The organism is Mycobacterium sp. 852002-51163_SCH5372311 (genome assembly GCF_001667115.1).
Lineage (GTDB): Bacteria > Actinomycetota > Actinomycetes > Mycobacteriales > Mycobacteriaceae > Mycobacterium.
Genome location: NZ_LZIJ01000190.1, coordinates 17714 through 37127, shown reverse-complemented (window position 1 = coordinate 37127; position 19414 = coordinate 17714). Strand labels below are relative to the sequence as shown.

The window sequence follows — 19414 nt, the reverse complement described above, 5'->3', positions numbered from 1 at the left end:
CCACCGAGCACTCTGGGAAAGGCAACTGACGTGTTGAGCCAGCTGGCCGCATACACCGTGCGGCGCCCCAAAGTGGTGCTGGCGGCCGTCCTGATGTTGTTCGGCATCAGCATCGTGCTCGGTGGCTCGGTCTCCGACAAGCTGGGCACGGGCGGAAACACCGATCCGGCCGCGGAATCGTCGCAAGCCGACGAGTTTCTGGACCAGCATTTCGGCACCACCTCGAATCTGGTCATCCAATTGCTTCCTCGCGACGGCACGGTCGACACCCCGGAGGTCGCCGCGATACGCGATCGGGTGCGCCAACTCATCAGTGCCGAGTCGAACGCGCAGCTGACCAGATCCTTCGGCGACCAGGGGGCCGCCGACTTGCGCAGCAAGGACGGGCGCTCCGGCCTGATGCTCGTGCACGTCGGCGGGACGACGGACCAGGCCGCGGAGACGGCCAAGCGGATCATCGCGAGCCTGCCCGTCGACCCGAACGTCACCGTGCGCGCCGGCGGTTCGCTTGGCGTGCAGCAAGAGATCCGGGACAAGGTCAAACACGACCTCGAAATCAGCGAGAGCATCGCGGTGCCCGTCTCGCTGGCGGTGCTGGTCATCGTCTTCGGCGGCCTGATCGCCGCGGCTCTTCCCGTGATCGTCGGAGTCGTCTCGATCGTCTCCACCCTGACGGTGCTACTGCTCATGACAACGATCACCGATGTCTCGGTGCACGCCCTGACGGTTGCGACCGCATTCGGACTTGGCCTGTCCATCGACTTCGGCTTGCTGATGGTGTCGCGATTCCGCGAGGAATGCGCCAACGGGAAAGACCACCACCAGGCCATCGTCGCCACCGTCACCACCGCCGGCCGGACGATCCTGTTCAGCGCGGCAACGGTCACCCTGGCCATGACCAGCCTCCTGGTGTTCCCCACTTATTTCTTGCGATCCGTCGGCATTGCGGCAACCGCCACCGTCCTGCTGTCGGCGTTCAGCGCGATCATCGTCCTGCCCGCGCTGCTGACACTGCTCGGGAAGCGTGTCGACTCGCTCGCGATCATCCGCCGGAAGGTGCCGCTTTCGGCCGATTCGCTGTTTTGGCGACGTTTCGCCGAGGTGGTGACCCGCCGCCCGATGCTCTACGCGCTGCCAGTCGTCGCAGTGTTGTTGGGCCTCGGGATTCCCTTCCTCAACGCCCAATACGCCACGCCGGACGAGCGCGCGCTGCCCACGGAGTCCAATGCGCGTCTGGTGGCCGAATCACTGCAGAAAGACTTTCAGCTGGACCCGTCGCAGGCGATCACGTTGGTGACCCGCGCAGACGCCGGCGTGCTCAGGGACCTCGCCGCCGACGTCTCGCGCATGGACGGCGTCGTCCAAGTCAACGGCCCCACCGGCAAGTTCGAGCACGGACAGCAGGTCGGGCCGCCCCCGGCGAACGCGACGTCCGGGGCCAGCTACGCGGTCGTCTACCTGTCGGTGCGGGCGGATTCGGACCTGGCTCAGCACCTTGTGCACGACATCCGCGGGAAGATCACCGATCACCGGGTCGAGGTGGGCGGTCCGACCGCCACGCTCATCGACAGCCGCGCCGCGATCACCGACCAGCTTCCGCTGGCGATCGCCCTGATCGCCGTGGCGACGTTCATCCTGCTGTTCCTGTTCACCGGCAGCGTCGTGGTACCCATCAAAGCGCTCCTGCTGAACTTGCTGGTCCTGAGCGCGGTCCTGGGCGTCATGGTCTGGATCTTCCAAGAAGGGCACGGCGCCTCGCTGCTGGGAATCGATCCCACACCGCTGAACCCGTCCATGGTCGTCTTGCTCTGTGCCATCGCGTTCAGCTTGTCCGTCGACTACGAGATCTTCCTGCTCAGCCGGATCAAGGAAGCCCGCGACTCGGGGTTGTCGAACGACGCGTCGACGGTCATTGGCCTGGGCCGGGTGGGCCGGATCGTGACGAGCGCCGCGCTGCTGTTGACGATCACGTTGCTGTCGTTTGCCAACGGGCTGTCCTTCATGAAGATGTTCGGCATCGGCACCGCGCTGGCCGTCGTCATCGATGCGACGATCATTCGCGGCGTCGTCGTACCGGCGTTTCTGCGTGTCGCCGGCGACCTCAACTGGTGGGCACCGCGACCGCTGCGGTGGTTGCACTCCCGCATCGGCATCAGCGAAGCGCCGTCCGATGCGGATGCCGAGGCAGAAGTCGTTGCCGCGGTTTCTCCGGCGCCTGACGACATGCCGGTTGCGCCCGCGGAGCAGGCGGCCGCAGAACCCGCCGCGCCCCTGCCGGCCATTCCGCCGAGCGAAATCGAGGTCATCCCGGGTCAGCACCTGGTGGCCAATGTCAACGGCGCCGTTATCGTTGTGGCCCACCGTGATCGGGCGCCGCTCTCGCAGCGGTCCGTCGCTGCGCAACAGTTGGCGGCGCTGGCCGAAATGGTCCGCCGAACCGACCCGCAGAGATTGGTCGACGCATTCTCCCGGCTCTCCCGCGAAACGACGTGGACGCGCACCCTGGTCGACGCCGGCATCATCGTGCCCACGCCGGCGGGCCTCGAAGTATTGCTTTGCGGCAGTGTCACAGTTGCGCTCGACAACGGGACCGGGCAGACCCTGCTGCACGGCCACGGCCGCCTGATGCACCGGTCGGTACCGGTACCGGCGGTTGCCGCGGTCATCACCGTCGACGAATTGGGCCAGCGGCCGCGGGCCTCGGCTGATGGCCACGGCGTCTACCGGCTCAGCGGAGGAACCGTGCCCGGGCAGGGTGCCGTCATCTGGTCGACGCCGGCCGCGCCGGTGGCGGCTGTCAGCGAGCGCGTCTGCGCCGCACCGATGGTCGAGTCGTCACGCCCGAAGCGATGGGTCTTCCTGGACGACAACTCTCGGTTCGACATCGACCGGGACTGCGTCATCGGCCGGGCCCCACACGGGACGGATGCGGTGCGACGCGGTCTTCGCCCGGTCCGCATCGACGACCACGCCGGTGAAATGTCCCGCGCGCACATCGAAGTCCGGGTCGGCGGCAGCGAGGTCGTCGTCATCGACCGCAACTCCACCAATGGGGTCTTCATGCGCGAGCCTGCACAGCGGGGCTGGACCAGGCTCACCCCCTGGGAGCCCGCGACCTGGCGCCCCGGCGCGTATGTCCAGATCGGCGGCCGGATACTCCGCTTACACGTGAGCACCGACAGATTGCCCCACCGCGGCCCGCGCGTCCGTGTGCCGCACGACATTTCACGAGCGCCGCACGCGGGTCATGCCCACCCGGCCGCCTTCGCCAAATAACTTCGCGCGCAATCGGTTCGCACAACACACTGCGGAATCGACACGGCCGCACGACGTCTGAGTCCACCACCACAAAGGTTTCCAAGAATTTTTTAAGACGTCTGCGAGATCCTTGACGGGACCACGGCGGCGCTGCCGATACGACCCCACCGCCAAGGAGCTGACATGACCGTCGAGTCAGTTCACACCCATAAGGTGTACCCGCACACCGACACCCGCTACGAGTGGGTGGAGGCGACCGTCCACTTCGCGGTCGACCCCGACAGCCCCTGCAACAAGCGCATTGTCGACCTGGACCACGCGCCTCGCGACGACGACGGGCTGGTTCGCTATGACGCCGACCTCCGCCTGCTTCGCCCTGTCGACGGTGGCAACGACTCTGGCAAGCTGCTGTTCGTCGTCCCCAACCGCGGTGTGCCCACCTACGCGCCTTGGCTCAAGAACGGATTCCTGCTCGACCGTGGGTGGACGATCGCGTCCTGCGGGTGGCAGTGGGACGTGCAGCGCGGGCCGGCGATCCTGGGCCTGACCGCTCCGCAAGCAGACGTCCCGCCTGGCTTCATGCGGCTGGAATGGCGCTCCGACACGGCGAGTGACGTGCACGCACTGAGCTTTTCGGCACCCGAACTCGACGCGGTGCCCGGAGCCCGGGAGCTGTTCACCTTCACCGACTACCCGACGGTCGACGTCGACGACCCCGAAGCCGTTCTGACCGTCCGGACGTCACCGGACGCCGAGCCCACGACGGTCCCGCGACAGGCCTGGCGGTTCACCGACGAGACACACTTGACGGTTGACGGTGGATTCAAACCCTTCCATTGGTACGAGTTGGTGTATCGGACAGCGCTGGCGCCCGTCGCCGGTTGCGGATTGCTGGCGATCCGCGACATCGTCGCGCATCTGAGAGCCGACGGCATCGACCACACCTTCGCCTACGGCGTCTCGCAATCGGGTCGGCTGCTGCGCCAATTCGTATCCGAAGGGCTGAACATCGACGAATCCGGCATGCCGGTTTTCGACGGCGTCTTCAGCGACTTCGCCGGCGCCTTCACCGGGGAGTTCAACCACCGCTACGCACAGCCGTCCGTCGCGCAATCCAACGGCTTCGGCAACCTCACTCCTTTCGGGCACGCCGACCTGCTGGCCCGCCAGCGCGAGCTCGGCTGTGTGCCGAAGCTGATCTTCACCAACAGCGCGTCCGAGTACTGGCACGGTGACGGTGCACTGCTGCACGTGGACCCCTACACCGGCCAGGACCTGCCGGAGGATCCCGACGTCCGGACGTATCTGATCGCGGGCAGTGACCACTTCGGAAGCAGTCAGATCAAGGCGGCGTTGCCGGCCGCCAATCCAGTGCACCGCCTGGACGTCACGCCGGTGAACCGGGCGCTGCTGGTCGCGCTGGAAAACTGGGTCACCGACGGCGTCGAGCCCCCGCCCAGCCAGGTCCCGCGGACCAGCGACGGCACTGCCGTCTCCCGCAAGGAAGTGCTGTCCGGTTTCTTCCACGCCGCAGCGCCGGATCCCGCCTCGCTCAGATACGCGCGCTCTGTCGATCTTGGACCGGACGCCGATCGCGGCATTGGTCGTTGGCCCGTGCGTCTGGGCGAAACGTACGTCGACGTGGTTTCTGCGGTCGACGCGGACGGTAATGAGATTGCCGGCATACGGCTGCCTGCGGTCGCCGCCCCACTCGCCACCTACACCGGCTGGAATCCCAGGCGGCATGCCGACGAGCTGCCCGACGTGCTCTACGAGCGGATCGGCAGCAAGTTGGCTTACCCGCCAGGGCGGCCGTCGGTGACCGAAAGGTATCCGACCCGCGACGACTACGCGGCTGCAGTTCGCGCAGTCGCCGAATCGCTTGTCGCTGAGCGGTTTTTGCTTACCGAAGACGCCGACGCCGTCGTGAAGAAGGCGGTCGCCGATTACTGATCCTGGGCACTACTGCTTGTCCACTTTGCCGGCGATCTGATTGGCGATGTTGACGGCCACATCCCCGGGTTCCTTGCGGCACGCCTCGATATCAATCGCGACGTTGTTGCGGACGGTCAGGGCCCGTTGACAACTCGCGGACGTGCTGGTGCCATTCGAGTTCACCGTCACGGAAACGGTCGTGTTCAACATGCCGTTGGCCGAGGAAACGGGTCCCACCGCCCAATGGATCTCGGGGTTGTTGGCATCGGCGGGAGCGGTGTCCTGGCGGTTGGCGCAGGCCGGCCAGGCCTTGGTGGAGTTCTCGAAAAACGCCTTCGCCTCTTTGGGGGAAGGGAACAACACCACGACCTGGTTCACCTGGGGGTCAGGATCGTTCGATTCCGGGGGAAGGGACACCACGTCACGTTCCCGATGAACCGCGGTGTTTCCGCTGCCGGCATAGACCGGGGCCACGCCCGCGGCGCTGGCGTAGAGGCATTCGGGCGGAAACTTGTACCCCGGAGAAAAGGTGCTGGCCGTTTTGTCTTCTGTCAACGCGTCGGTGGTCTCCGTGGGCTTTGCTCCGGTAGCACCCAGTGCGGCGTCGATCTCGGCTGGATTGAGCAAGAGACCCGCCAACGCGGCCTGGGCGAGAGGAGGCTTCGACGGGCTCGGAGCAGTGGTCTTTGTGCCGGCAGGCGATGACGAAGCGGATCCGCCCTTGTCGCCACCCCCGCAGCCCGCGACCAAGATCCCTATCGCGGCAACGGCGACCGCGGCTGTTAGCTGGCGCATGGTGAGTGCCCTTCCTGATGGGATGGAGCCTAAGCCAGAGTGCGCCGTTGCGTACAACTTTTCTGATGCCTTCTGACGAAAGCGCCCCGAACGTCAGGCGCTCCCCTCAGGCGCAACTGGTCACCCGAACACGCCGTCGGCGTCGATCGCGTTGAGCCGGTTGATTATCCGCGGATCGGCCTATTCGTCGGCCTCGGCTTCGGCGTCAACGGCTTTGCCCTACCGGTCAAGGGTTGCGGACGCAGTCATAGGTGAGTTTGACCTCAGCATCGAGCTGAACCACCTCGAACTGGTCGACCGTGATGCGGTTGAACGACTGGGAGCTGATACCCAATTCGGCCCACTTCTTGGTGCTCGTCCGGTCGTCGGCGAATGTGAGTGGAACCTGCCCACCGTCGGACAGCAGCATCCCGTACTTCTTGAGAGCCGCGATGACCACCCGTTCAGGCTTGGAATAGCCCGACTCGTCGAAATCGGGTCGCAGCCGAAATCGCACGCCGTATGGCGGCGCATTCGCGTCGGCGCTGTCCGGACCGCCCGCGTGGGTGGCCGGACGCACATAGGCGCCCGCCTTCATCCGATTGTTCGGCAGGATGAAGCGAATGGCGTGATCGACTGTCCCGGAGGCGACTTCGTCCGCGGTCGGTGTCAGCGCGGCGATCGGGAACCCGGCCGCGTCCGCGCTGGTGCACTGGTCTCCGCGCAAGGTGTCGGGGTATTGCCTGGCCAGGTCCCACACGAAAAACCCTTGCGCCGTGAGGTTTTCGCCCGACTTGTTACCGTGATAGATCTCGTAGAGCTTGTGCTGGTCGCGATCGACGACGAGCAGATGGCAGTCTTCCTGGCCTTCGGTGGCACCGCTGGTGTCGCAGGTGAGATCGGACGAGCCTTCGAAGTAGGCGTTGGCCGGCAGCGGCATGCGCGCGGGTACAGTGTCGCAGTCCCGGCCGCCGTAGCAATAGTCGTCAGTGCCGACGACCTGAACCCGAGGGGCATTACTGTCCGCGAAAAAGACCGGCATCGAGAAATCGACGTGCAAGCCACCGGTGCCCCATCCGCCCATCGCGCGCAGCGCGTGAATGATCGCATCGGATCGCTCGGCCTTGGCGGCGCCGGAGATGTCGGCGTTCCACGGCACGGCGGTGGTGAACAGCGAACGGGTCGCGCCGCTCGGGTTCGATGCGGCACTCGGACTCGACGCCGGTGGGCGCGTCGAGTTGCTGCAGCCGTTCGCGGAGACGACGGCCGCGACGACGATGGCCAGCACCTTTGCGGGCTGCACCGCGAACATGTCGCGAGGCTATCGGGGTGCGCGGGTGGCTCACAGCAACGCTGCGCGACACATAACAACCTCATAATTCACTGGCACTGCGACGGCCGCCTGGCGTGGTAGATCGACAGGGATCCCGAGACGGTGGGAATCACCGATGCTTCGGTGACGTCCACAAAACCGGCTCGCTTGATCAGTTCTGGCAATATCCCGTCCGCATTTGGCTGGGTATCCGCCTTTCCGTCGACCCGCTGGACGATCCGGAACCCCAGCCGCATCAGGGCGCTGCGTTGCAAACCGAAGTCGGTGATCACCAGTTCACCGCCGGGCCGCAACAAGTTGAACATGTTGGTGATGATCGCCAGCTTCATCGGCACCGGACACTGGTGCAGCACCAGGCTGGAGACCGTCTTGGTCGCGGTTCCCGGGCCGACGAGCTCGGCGGCCTTGTCGCCCATGCCCTGGACGAATTCGATGGCTTCGATGGCTTCGATGGCTTCGACGTCTAGGCCGGCTTTACGCACCTTCGCACGCGCAATGGCGAGCACCTGGGGGTCGGGGTCCACGCCGATGATGCGCGCGCCCGGTTGACACCTCTTCATCAGGATCGCCAAAGACGCTGTCCCACAGCCGACATCGACGATCACATCACCGGGCTCCGGCCGAAGCTGCCGAACAGTCGCCGAGCGCCAGCGCTGTTCGCGCGTCAGCAGCGCCACGGTGGTGTCGTAGTACCTGGTCCACTTGGGGTTACCCGCGGCCGGTGTGAAGGACTGGGTTGACATGACTCCCAGTCGTACCATCGATGAGCGATGACTGTCTCTGCACAAACGGCCACAACCTTGTCCTCAGCGGACAAGACGGTGATGGTCGACATGCGCCAGGGAGGCCGTCCCACCGCGGGCGCGTTCGTCTACGAAGGAGAGCCGGTCACCACCGCACGGCACGCCCACGATCTGCACCAGCTGGAGTACGTCGTCCAAGGTGTGCTCGAAGTCGAGACGGACGCGGGCGCCTACATCTTGTCCGAACGACAGGCGGCGTGGATTCCCGCCGGGCTTGGCCACATCAGCACGATCGACACCGAAGTGCGCTCGGTGTCGATTTTTCTGCATCCGATCCTTCTGCAACCGGCCCGTCAGGGTGCCGGAATCGTGGCGGTAACCCCGCTGATCCGGCAGATGATCATCTACGCCTGCCGCTGGCCCATCGACCGTCAGTCGTCAGACTCGACAGCCGATGCGTACTTCCAGTGCTTCGCCGAGCTGCTGGCCGAACTGCTGGAGTCGCAGAGTCCGTTCAGCCTGCCCACGACCCACCACCCGCAACTTGCCGCCGCTCTCAAGCACACACGTAATGCCTTGGCCGACATCAATATTGATGATGCCGCCGCGGCTGCCGGCATGTCCGCCCGTTCGCTGCGACGGCTGTGTGAGCGCGAGTTGAAGATGACCTGGCGTGCCTACACCCAGCAAGCACGTCTCATGCAGGCCGCGGCGCTGCTCGCCGATCCTCAGTTGAGCGTTGTTCAGGTCGCGACCCGGGTCGGCTTCGACAGTGCCAGTTCGTTTACCCGCGCATTCCGCAGCGCGTGGGGGCGGCCGCCGTCGGCCTACCGTCGCCCCGGTGGCGAGCCGTCGTAGCTCAGCTGCTCGCCGCCTGCGTCACCGAGTGTGAAACCACGGCTTTGGGCGTGCATCCTGGGCGGCTAATCGGCGCGAATCTCCGCCCTGGCTTCACCGCCAACGTCCAGGTTTCACGCCCAAAGCCGTAGGTGCACAAGCGAATCGCCGGCTAGCGCTCCGGGAGCGGCCGAAAGACGGGCAGCGCCCGGTACTGCGCACTGAAGCTCACCTCGTCGTACCTCTCGCCGACTTCGCCGTCATGAGCGATGACCGTGGGACCGTCGACGGCGCTGAAGCTGAACTGCGGCACCTGCATCTCGTGGTAGAGCGGGCTCCTGGGCAGACGTCCGCAGATCAACGCGGTCAGGATCCTGGTCCTGGCGAAGCGGCGGCCGGTTTCCAAGATGCGCACATCGATCAGGCCGTCATCCATGCGGGTACGACGGGACGGGGCGAATCCGGTCGGCAGGTATACCGAGTTGCCCAAGAAGAACAGCGATGTCTCAATGGTCTTGTTGTCGTAGCGGATCCGCACGGGTTGGTCGTTGCGCAGGGTTTGCAGCATCGCATAGACGCTCGCCAGTGGCTTGCCGATGCGTTTCTCCAGTTTTTCGCGTCGCTGCACGAACTTGGGATACGCGCCGATGCTGGCGTTGTTGACCACCATCCGGCTTTCGTTCAGGCACACCAGGTCGACGCGGGCCACGCTGCCGCGCCGGATCGCCGCCACGGTTTGGGCCACGGTGTCGCAGCCGATGTCCTTCGCGAAGTGGTTGAACGTCCCGGCGGGAAAAACAGCCAGCGGCAGCCCCGCCTCGCTGGCCACCGCGGCGGCGGTCGACACCGTCCCGTCGCCACCTCCCACCGCTAGCACCTCGGCGCGTGCGGCGGCACTTCGCAACACCTGCTCCGGATCGTCGTGCGGACCGATGTCCACGACCTCTGTCTTCGGCAGCTCGGCGCGCACCTCCTCGGCGACGCGAGCCCCGGTGCCGCTGCCCGACGCCGGGTTGACGACCAGGACTACCCCGTCGCCGTCGGGCCGCTCCGGTGTCTCGACCCGGAGCGGTTCTGTCTCCGGCGCGGTGGCCGCGGTGAGCGGCGGCACCAGGCGCCCGCCGAGGACCGCGATGCCGGCCCCGATGCCGAATCCGGCGATCACATCGCCGGGATAGTGCGCGCCGGTTGCCACCCGCGACAATCCGACGAGCCCCGCCAGCAACGCCAGTCCGAAACCCACCGGCGGATTCTCCAGGCCCACCCCGACGGCGAACGCGGTGGCGCTGGCCGAGTGCCCGGACGGCAGCGAGTTGGAGGTCGGGCGGCGACGGACTCGCCTGATCAGTGGCACCGAATCGTTGGCGGGACGGGGCCGCTGACGGATCCGCTTGGCGACCTGGTTGGTGAAGAGGCTGGCGGCTCCCAGCGTCGCGACCCCCCGGACCGCGCCGCGCCGCGCGGAAGGTCGCCTGGTGGCCACCAGACCCGCGGCAATGGCGAACCACAGTTTGGAGTGGTCCGCAGCCCGGGTCAGCTGGGGCATCACGGTGTCCAGCAACGGCGTTGGGCTGTCGGCGATCGCCATGAACAGTTCGCGGTCAAGCGAGCCCAGGCCGCGGGTGATCTGTTCGATGCCGCGTGAACGCCAGGGCCTGTTCATCGGCTCCACCCTAACCGGCACGCGAAGGCGTTCCGTCCCGGCGAACCCGGACGAACCTCGACGACGCAAGCCGTCGCGAGTGGCTGCGGCCGCTGGTGACCGAGGTCTATCGTTCAGCCAAGGTAGTGATCGCCGGTCTAGCTGGGAAGGACCTGGAAGAGACGCTGTGAAAGGGACTCCGTTCGGGCAGTACCGGCTGATCGAAATGGTCGCCCGCGGCGGCATGGGAGAAGTGTGGCGCGCGTACGACACCGCCACCGATCGCGTCGTGGCATTGAAACTACTTCCGTCACACTTTGCGGCGGACGCCGCGTTCAAAAGGCGCTTCCGGCGCGAGGCGCACGCGGCCGCCAGGCTGAGCGAGCCGCACGTGCTGCCGATCCACACGTACGGGGAGATCGAGGGCCGGCTCTTCGTCGACATGCGACTGATCAACGGCCGCGACCTGAACGCACTTGTTTCGGCCGGCCCGCTGGACCCGATGCGCGCCGTACTGATCGTCGAACAAACCGCCAAGGCGTTGCAGGCCGTCCACGACGCCGGCCTGGTGCACCGCGACGTCAAGCCGTCGAACATCCTGGTCACCGACGACGACTTCGCCTACCTGATCGATTTCGGGATCGCTCGCGTCACCGGCCAGGCGGGCGCGACGACCAGCGGCGGCCTGATCGGGACGGTGCAGTACATGGCGCCGGAGCGGTTCACCAATGGCCGGGTCGACACCCGCTCGGATGTCTATTCGTTGGCGTGCGTGCTGCACGAGTGCCTGACCGGCAGCTGCCCATTTCCCGGTGACAGCGTCGACCAGCAACTCGCCGGCCACCTCGCGAGTCCACCGCCGCGGCCGTCGACCATCGGCTCGGTACCCAGGGCCTTCGATGGCGTCATCGCCAAAGGCATGGCCAAAGATCCCGACGAGCGATACGCGACCGTCACGGATTTGGCACGCGCGGCCCGCGACGCCGTCGGCACGCCCCCTTCCTCGGTACAGCCGGCGGCAACGATCAACTGGCCTCCACCGGGACGCGAACGGCAGGACGTCGACGCCCCGGCAACCGAGCAACGTCCCTCGGAGGCGATCGAGCTCGCGGCTGCCGGGGTGGTGAGTCGCGCGGTCGAGTTGCACGCGGTCACCCACTTCTTGGCCTCGGCAAGCGCTCGGGTCTCGGGGTTGGTCATCGCCGGCGAGGCGGGCATCGGCAAGACGACGTTGTGGCAGGCGGCGCTGGATGAGGCTGCCGAACGGGGGTTTCGGGTGCTCTCGGCGCGGGTCGGGGCAACCGAGTCGGTGCTGGCCTACGCGTCGCTGGCCGACCTGATCGCCGACATCGAACTTGACGTCTTCACCGGCCTGCCGGCCCTGCAACGCCTGGCGTTGGATCGAGTATTGCTGCGCGCCAACGGTACTGGGCCCCCCACCGATCAGCGTGTGGTCGCCGCGGCATTCCTGTCGGTGCTCGAGAAAGTGGCGATCGACGGACCGGTACTGGTGGCCGTCGACGATGCGCAATGGCTCGATACCTCCAGCAAAGAGGCGCTGGCCTTTGCGGCCCGCAGACTGAAAGGCCCGGTCGGCGTGCTGGTAGCCGAGCGCGTCGCGTCGGACAACGATGCCGTAGCACCCTGGCTGGACCTGGGCCGGGCCGACGCTATCGAGCGAATTCAGGTGCGCCCCATGGGTTTGGACGGTCTGCGCACGCTGATCGGTAACAAGCTCGGCCGCACCCTGCCACGACGGAATTTGGTGCGGATTGCCGAGATCTCCGGCGGAAACCCCTTCTACGCAATCGAACTGGCCCGCACCATCGGCGATACTTCACCCAGCGGCGAACTGGCGTTGCCCGGCACGCTGACGGACTTGGTAAGTCGGCGCATCGGTCGCCTCGAAGGCGACGTGCTGGACGTGTTGCTGGCGGTCGCGTGCGTCGCCGATCCGACAGTGGAGCTGCTCGCACAGGTCACCCGGTCCAGCGTCGAGCAGACCGTGGAGCTGCTCGAGGAAGCCGAAGGCAACGGCATCGTGGCGTTCGACGGCAACCGGGTTCGGTTTTCGCACCCGCTGCTGGCCCGCGGCGTGTACACCGCCGCCACACCGGCCAGGCGCCGGCGCATGCATCGCGCGCTCGCCGAGGTCGTGGTGCTGCCCGAGCTGAAGGCCAGACATCTCGCGCTGTCCACGGTGAGCGCCGACCCCGAGATCCTGCAAACGCTCGACGAGGCCGCGGCCGCGGCCCGGGCCCGCGGAGCACCCGCAGCGGCAGCCGAATTGCTCGATCTGGCAATAGGACTCGGCGGCGACAAACCATCGCGCCGGATACATTCGGCGGGCCTGCATTTCGAGGCCGGCAACACCGAACAAGCCCGTGCCACGCTCGAGTCCGTTATGGACCAGCTGCGGCCGGGAGCGCTACGGGCGCTGGCCTTCAACCTTCTTGCCGGCATTCGCATCTACGACAACAGGTTTGCCGATGCCGCAAGCCTTCTCAAGCGCGCGCTCGATGACGCCAAAGACAATCCGGCGATGCTCGCACGCACCGACCTGATGCTGTCGATGGCAGAAGTCAACACCGGCGAGTTCGACGAGGCGCTCCATCATGCGCGCGAGGCGGTGACTATCGCCGACCGACTCGGAGTGCCGGCGCTGACCAGCCAGGCGCTGGCGTATTGGGCGTTCGTGAGTTTCTCGCACGGATCCGGGTTGGATCCGGCCGCGCTACGGCGCGCGCTGGAGCTCGAAGACCGCGACGTCGATGCACCGATTTACTTTCGTGCCAGCCTCGTCAACGCCATGATCCTGGCCTGGACGGGACGCTTGGAAGAAGGGCGCGTCCACGTGCAGGCTCTTCGGCAGCACTGCCTGGAGCGCGGCGCCGAACGTGACATGATGGCCGTGGCCGGATTCCTTGCGCTGATCGATATTTGGCGCGGCGCCTTCACCGATGCCATCCAAAACGTCACGGATGCAGTGGAATACGCCGAGCAACTCGGCGGTGAAGATATCCTGATCATCCCCTTGACAATTCGGGCGTTGGTTAACGCCTACGTCGGCCAGGTTGGCGAGGCGCGTGCCGACGCGGGTGCCGTCATCGCGGGCGCCCACCGCTGCGAGTCGGCGCGGATGGCCGAATGGCCAACTCAGACATTGGGTTTCCTGGAAGTCTCACTCGAGAATTATCAGGCTGCGCTGACGATGCTGGAACCGCTGCTGGCCGGTTTCAACCCGGCGCACGGCGTGGAGCTGATGATGACCTGGCATCTCCCCGACGCAATCGAGGCGATGATCGGGCTGGGCCGCCTCGACGAAGCGGTGCCGTTGATCGAGCTGTTGGAGCAAAACGGTGCCCGGCTCGACCGACCCTGGCTGCAGGCGGTCGGTGCCCGGGGCCGCGGCATGTTACTGGCCGCCCAGGGCGACCTCGACGCGGCCGAGCGAATGGCGCACCAGGCGATGACCGCTCACGAGTCGCTGCCGATGCCGTTCGAACGGGCCCGAACTCAGCTACTGCTGGGACAGCTGCAGCATCGGCGCGGCAACCGCGAAACGGCCAGGGCAACATTGGCTGAAGCCTTGCGCGCCTTCGAGGAAATGCGAACTCCGCTGTGGGCCAAACGCGCCCGAGCCGAGATCGCGCGCGCCAGGGTGGAAACCTAACTGCCGTCGCAGATCACCACAGCTTCTTCGGCGATACGGCCGGTTTGCTTGCCAGCACATCGATGATGTGTGCGACGTCGGTGGATTCCTGCTGCCGGATGTCGTCGACGATCCACTCCGACGGCACCGGGTGGATGTACCACCTGCCCAACGGGGCGCACATGGTGTCACGGAGCGCGATCATGTTCTTTCGTTGCGCCGCCGGCAGAGCGGCCAGCGCGCAGGCGAACCGCCAGGCATCTTCGCGAAACACCCCCAGTCCCGCCTTGACGAAGTTGTCGCCCGCCCACTTTCGGTAGGTCTTGGTGCCTGGCGAGACGCCGCAGATCGCATTGAGAACACCCGGGATCTGACTGCTCAGCACGGTGTTGACCGCGGTGAAGTCGTGGTGTAGCGACTGCACCGACGCCTTCGGGTGCTTGCGGCGAATCTCGTCGGTGACGACGCCCAGATCGAGGTCGATGTGCGCGTTCATCGCGGTCATCAGCTGCTGCAGAATGATCAGGGGATCTTTCCCGTCGTGGTCCTCGAAACCGACCTGCCACACCTGCGGCGGGACTTTTTTGCCGTCGCGGTGCGCATAGAAAGCGTCGAAGTAGTGGCGCGCGAACGTCACGTCGAAGTCCACCATCCGCTTGCCGTCGTCGAATCTGTCGTCCTGGATTGCTTGCTTGATGGCCAGCGTCACTCGCAGATACAGCGCGGCGAAATATCCCAGTGGGCTCGCAGATTCCTTGCACCATTTGATGATCGACCGAATTTCGTCGAGGACGTCGTCGACTGGAGTAAGGTTCGGCGGCATGTGGCCAAGTATCGCAGCGACGTGTGCAGTGATGCCGCGACGCGCCCGAACGTGATCGTCCGGCCGTGAAGACCGTTGCGGTGCTTGGCGGCGGCGTCGGCGGACTCAGTGCCGCACACGAACTCGCCGAGCGCGGATTCAAGGTCAAGGTCTACGAGCACCGGGACGCGTTCGGCGGCAAGGCGCGATCGATGCCGGTGCCCGGCTCGGGAAAAGCCGGGCGTGCGGATCTCCCGGCCGAGCACGGCTTCCGTTTCTTCCCGGGCTTCTATCAGCACCTCTACGACACGCTGCGCCGCATCCCGGACGGGCAGGGGACGGTCCACGACCACCTCGACACGCCGAAACTGATGATGATCGCTCAGGCCGAGGGGCGCAACGAAATCATCGGCCCCATGATGCCGCCCGCATCGCTGGACGACCTCAAGCTCACCGCCAACTTCATCTGGACCATCGGAACCCAAATCGGCATCCCCGCGCACGAGATGGTCGCGTTCTTCGAGCAGATGCTGACCTATCTCGCCTCGTGCCAAGAACGCCGGATCGGGCAGTGGGAACGCATGTCCTGGATGGAGTTCGTCGACGCCAAGCACCGGTCACCGGCCTTCAGGAAGTTCATCGCCACCGGCATGACCCGCACGCTCGTCGCCGCACGCGCCGAAGAGATGTCGGCACGCACCGGCGCGTCGATTCTGTGGCAGTTGATGTTTTGCACCAGCATCCCCGGCAAGCATGCCGACGGTGTGCTGACCGGGCCGACGAGCGAAATGTGGATCGATCCGTGGGTCAGCTATCTGCGCAGCCGCGACGTTGAGCTATACCAGCGCTGCACTGTCGAGGAGATCCATTGCGACGGGCGCCGTATCACCGGGGCCACCGTGCGCAGAGGTGCTCACCGGGAAAAGGTCAAAGCCGACTACTACGTTTCGGCGATGCCCCTCGAGCGGCTGCGACTGCTGCTGACCGACCAACTGCTCGAGGGCGAGCCGCGGCTGCGCCCCGTGAAGGAGAAGAAGCTGCAGATCCGCTGGATGAACGGGATGATGTTGTACCTGCACGAGGACGTGCCGCTGGTCAATGGCCACATCCTGTTCATCGACTCGGCGTGGGCGCTCACCGCGATTTCGCAGAAGCAGTTCTGGCACGGGATCGATTTCAGCGGTCTCGGCAACGGGCGGGTGGGCGGAATCCTGTCGGTCGACATCTCGGACTGGTGCACACCGGGCACGCACAACAAGAAACCCGCCCGCGAGTGCTCCAAGGCCGAGATTCATGACGAGGTGTGGGCGCAGATCCGCGACCACATCGACAAGGGCGTGCTGAAAAAGAAGAACGTCGTCACCTGGTTCCTCGACCCGGATATCCAGATGCCCAACCCGGGCAAGGCGACCAACGCCGAGCCGCTGCTGGTCAACACGGCGGGCTCGTGGGCCAACCGGCCGGACGCGGTCACCAAGATCCCGAACTTCTTCCTCGCCTCCGACTTCGTCCAGACCAACACCGACCTGGCGACGATGGAAGGCGCCAACGAGGCCGCGCGGCGGGCGGTGAACGGCATTCTCAAGGCGGCGAATTCGCACGCAAAACCCTGCGGCGTCTGGCCGCTGTGGGAGCCGCCGGTGCTGGCCCCGTTCCGCATGCTGGACGCGGTGCGCTGGCGACTCGGCCTCGATGTCAAACTGCCGGTGAAGGCGACGCGCACGGGCCGGCTGCAGCCGACAGACCTGGCCGCGCGTACGTTGCTCGCGGTCGCCCAGCACGGGCGGCCCGCGTTCGCCTTGCTCGACCGCTACTGCAGAGCGTGAATCCCGTGGTACAGCACCATCAGACCGATCAGCACCGCGACGGCGGCCATGAGGCCGGCATGATTCTGCTCCATCCAGTTTTTGAGCCGGGTCAGCGGTTCGTCCAGGCGGTCACCGGCAGCTAGATAGGCCAAGATCGGGATCGCGACCGAGGACACGGCGACGGCGACGAAAAATGCGGCGGCCACCCAGTGCCCGGCGACGCTGAGCCCGCTGCTGCCGATGGCCAATCCGGCACCCACGCAAATGAGCGAGACATCGGGTCGCACCACCGTGAGCACCGCCCCCGTGATGCCGGCACGCGCCGGGGTGATGTTGGCAAATGAGCGCATCCAGCGTGGCGATTCGCTTCGGCGATGCCGGGTCAGCCACTGATAGATGCCGAAGACGATCAGCGCGGACCCCAAAACCACCCGCAGCCAGGACGCCCACAGCGGCGGCGACTTGTGCAGTCCACCGAGCGCCCTGGAGGCAAGCACGGAAAGCGCCGTCAGCGCCATCAGGCCCAGCAGCCAACCTCCCAGGAAGGCCAGACTGCTCGGCCGCGGTCGCGACCCCTGTAAAACCAGCACCGCCGGGATGATCGTGATCGGTGATAGCGAGATGACCAGTCCGAGTGAGATGAGCCCGGCCGTCACGGCGCCCCAGCTTCCTGCCACGGGCAGCAATCATCGCATTGAGACCGGCCCTGCGGCGGCAGAATCGCCGCCCACGGCGGTGAGCAACACCGCGAGCCGGATGCGCCGCGCTCGCGATCGACGCTCGCGTGGCGCAATCCCGCCTCGCGTGTGATGATCCGGCGTGGTGAGCCGAACTGCGCGCAACGGGAGGTCCCAGTGGCAAGCCGCATTCATCTCGGGCACATCTTCCACCTGGCCGGCGCTCCGCTGATCACGGAAGCCGCCAACGCTCTGGTGTCTATTCCTGAGGGGGCGCTGGTTGTCGAGGACGACGGCCGGATCGCGTTCTGCGGCGAACGCGCCGACATCCCGTTCCAGTACCGCGCCGCGGCGGTGTCCGATCACCGGCCAGGCTTTCTGCTCCCCGGGTTCGTGGACACCCATGTGCACTTCCCTCAGACGTTCGCCGGAGACTCGTACGGCGGCGGACAGCTGCTGGAGTGGCTGACCGACTGCATCTATCCCTCGGAAGCCCGCTTCGGCGACCCGGGCTTCGCTCGGCGGGCGGCGACCGAGTTCTGCGACCGGCGCGTCGCGTCGGGAACTACTGCGGCCATGGTCTTCGGGTCCCCGTTTCCGCATGCCCAAGATGCGTTGTTCACCGAAACCCGCCGGCGCGGCCTGCGCATCGTCAGCGGACGCGGCATCCAGACCGTCGGGCCCAAGGCGGCGGCGCCGTTGATGACGTCGGATGACGAGGCGATCCGGCTGACCCGCGAAGAGATCGACAAGTGGCACGCGGCCGACACCGGCGATCCGCACACCGCGCTGCTACAAGTCGCGATCGTCCCGCGCTTCTCCCTGGCCGTGACAACGCAGACGCTGAAACGCCTTGGCGAGCTTTATGATTCGGTACGCCACCGCGGCGTGTACTTCCACACCCATCTCAACGAGAACAACCGTCCGGGCACCGGCGAAGTGGACGAGACCAAACAGACCTACCAGGTCGACACCTACCTGGACACTTACGACGGCAAATTCCTGCCCGGATCGAAAGTGGGCGGACCAACGTTGCTCGGGCGGCGCAGCATCATGGCGCACGCCGTGCACTGTCAGGACGTGGAGTTGCAGCGGATGGCCGAGACGGGCACCTCGATTGCCCACTGCCCCATTTCGCAGCAGTTCCTCGGCTCGGGGACCATGCCGTGGTTGCGGACGGTGGCATCCGGCGTAAACATCTCCGCCGGAACGGATTTCGGCGGCGGAGACGAATGGCCGATACCGCAGGTGCTGGCCGCTGCGTTCAAGGTGCACATCTCCGAACCTGGCGATGCCGGAGTTTCCCTGCATCCGGCCGAGATGCTGTTCCTCGGAACACTCGGCGGAGCGCGTGCCCTGGACATGGAGGATCGGTTCGGCAACTTCGACGTCGGCAAAGAGGCTGACTTCGTCGTCGTCGACCCCACCCGCACACCGGCCCTCAAGGCCGTGATCACACAGGGCGTGCGGTCAGACGACCCGGTGATGGCCCGCGACCAGACGCTGTTCGGGTTGCTGATGAGGACCCGGGAGACGTCCATCGCCGAGACCTACGTACAAGGACGCCGGCTGCAGCCGCCGCCGGGCAAACTCCAAGGCTGAAGCCCTACCCTTCAGCGTTTCTGGCGCAAGGTCCACGCAGGCACCCAGTGCGTGACGGTTTTCCGCTTGGACCCATAGGCGATCGGGTAGGTCACCAATCCCCACCAGTCGCCCTGCTCGCAGATGCCCCAGCAGCTCAGTCGCCCCTCGACGACCTTGTGCAGCTGCAGTCCGTTGGGCTGGTAATGGCCCGAGCGGTGCGGTTCGCGCGGGAAGAGCACGGTCAGGTCAACCAGCACCGGGATGGGTGGCCGCACCACCCGAAACGGGTTGCGGACCGGTTGCCCGTTGTATCCGATGGACCCGAGCGGAGCCATTCATCGATCATACGTTCGAATGAGCCACTGTGGA

13 protein-coding genes are annotated in these 19414 nt (G+C 66.1%); 6 read left to right on the top strand and 7 right to left on the bottom strand.

All coding sequences use genetic code 11. The annotated features are described in order from the left end of the window. Positions 1–30 precede the first annotated feature (30 nt). Together A5791_RS23035 and A5791_RS23030 are read left to right on the top strand one after the other, a co-directional pair. Positions 31–3276, top strand: a complete 3246-nt coding sequence (locus tag A5791_RS23035) for an MMPL family transporter (RefSeq protein ID WP_231995987.1) — start codon at positions 31–33, stop codon at positions 3274–3276. Between the two features lie 165 nt (positions 3277–3441). Beyond that, the gene (locus A5791_RS23030) at positions 3442–5211 is read left to right on the top strand and encodes an alpha/beta hydrolase domain-containing protein (RefSeq protein ID WP_067241859.1); all 1770 of its coding nucleotides are present in this window, start codon (positions 3442–3444) and stop codon (positions 5209–5211) included. Positions 5212–5220: 9 nt separating this feature from the next. Here A5791_RS23030 and A5791_RS23025 read toward each other — a convergent pair whose 3' ends face one another. The 3 genes from A5791_RS23025 to A5791_RS23015 form a co-directional block, all read right to left on the bottom strand. Beyond that, on the bottom strand, positions 5221–5988 hold the full coding sequence (locus A5791_RS23025; RefSeq protein WP_067241857.1) for a sensor domain-containing protein: 768 nt from the start codon (positions 5986–5988) through the stop codon (positions 5221–5223). Between the two features lie 226 nt (positions 5989–6214). Beyond that, positions 6215–7279 carry a hypothetical protein gene (locus A5791_RS23020; RefSeq protein ID WP_067241855.1) on the bottom strand — a complete coding sequence of 355 codons (1065 nt, stop codon included), beginning with the start codon at positions 7277–7279 and terminating at the stop codon, positions 6215–6217. Between the two features lie 68 nt (positions 7280–7347). Next, entirely contained in the window at positions 7348–8043 is a 696-nt protein-coding gene (locus A5791_RS23015; RefSeq protein WP_067241853.1) for a class I SAM-dependent methyltransferase, read from the bottom strand. Between the two features lie 27 nt (positions 8044–8070). Between A5791_RS23015 and A5791_RS23010 the strand changes: the two genes are divergently transcribed. Beyond that, positions 8071–8901, top strand: a complete 831-nt coding sequence (locus tag A5791_RS23010) for an AraC family transcriptional regulator (RefSeq protein WP_067241851.1) — start codon at positions 8071–8073, stop codon at positions 8899–8901. 151 nt (positions 8902–9052) lie between these two features. Here the strand turns inward: A5791_RS23010 and A5791_RS23005 are convergent, their stop codons facing one another. Next, a complete protein-coding gene (locus A5791_RS23005) occupies positions 9053–10543 on the bottom strand; it encodes a bifunctional phosphatase PAP2/diacylglycerol kinase family protein (protein ID WP_067241893.1) in 1491 nt (496 codons plus the stop codon). A gap of 166 nt (positions 10544–10709) precedes the next feature. Between A5791_RS23005 and A5791_RS23000 the strand changes: the two genes are divergently transcribed. Beyond that, the gene (locus A5791_RS23000) at positions 10710–14195 is read left to right on the top strand and encodes a serine/threonine-protein kinase (protein WP_067241849.1); all 3486 of its coding nucleotides are present in this window, start codon (positions 10710–10712) and stop codon (positions 14193–14195) included. Between the two features lie 13 nt (positions 14196–14208). Here A5791_RS23000 and A5791_RS22995 read toward each other — a convergent pair whose 3' ends face one another. Beyond that, positions 14209–14997, bottom strand: a complete 789-nt coding sequence (locus A5791_RS22995) for a DUF5995 family protein (protein ID WP_067241847.1) — start codon at positions 14995–14997, stop codon at positions 14209–14211. A 65-nt stretch (positions 14998–15062) separates the two neighbouring features. Here A5791_RS22995 and A5791_RS22990 point away from each other — a divergent pair, with 65 nt between their 5' ends. Next, positions 15063–16802: an FAD-dependent oxidoreductase gene (locus tag A5791_RS22990; RefSeq protein ID WP_067241845.1), complete on the top strand. Its 1740-nt coding sequence runs from the start codon at positions 15063–15065 to the stop codon at positions 16800–16802. Here the strand turns inward: A5791_RS22990 and A5791_RS22985 are convergent. Continuing rightward, positions 16787–17461, bottom strand: coding sequence for a GAP family protein (locus tag A5791_RS22985; protein WP_067241844.1), 675 nt, complete (start codon positions 17459–17461; stop codon positions 16787–16789). The genes A5791_RS22990 and A5791_RS22985 overlap by 16 nt on opposite strands. A 177-nt stretch (positions 17462–17638) precedes the next feature. On the opposite strand from A5791_RS22985, the gene A5791_RS22980 reads away from it, so the two are divergent. Next, positions 17639–19063 (top strand): amidohydrolase family protein, encoded by a 1425-nt coding sequence (locus A5791_RS22980; RefSeq protein ID WP_156661562.1) that lies wholly within the window; start codon positions 17639–17641, stop codon positions 19061–19063. 11 nt (positions 19064–19074) lie between these two features. On the opposite strand, the gene A5791_RS22975 is transcribed toward A5791_RS22980, so the two are convergent. Next, positions 19075–19380, bottom strand: a complete 306-nt coding sequence (locus A5791_RS22975) for a hypothetical protein (RefSeq protein ID WP_067241840.1) — start codon at positions 19378–19380, stop codon at positions 19075–19077. Positions 19381–19414 lie beyond the last annotated feature (34 nt).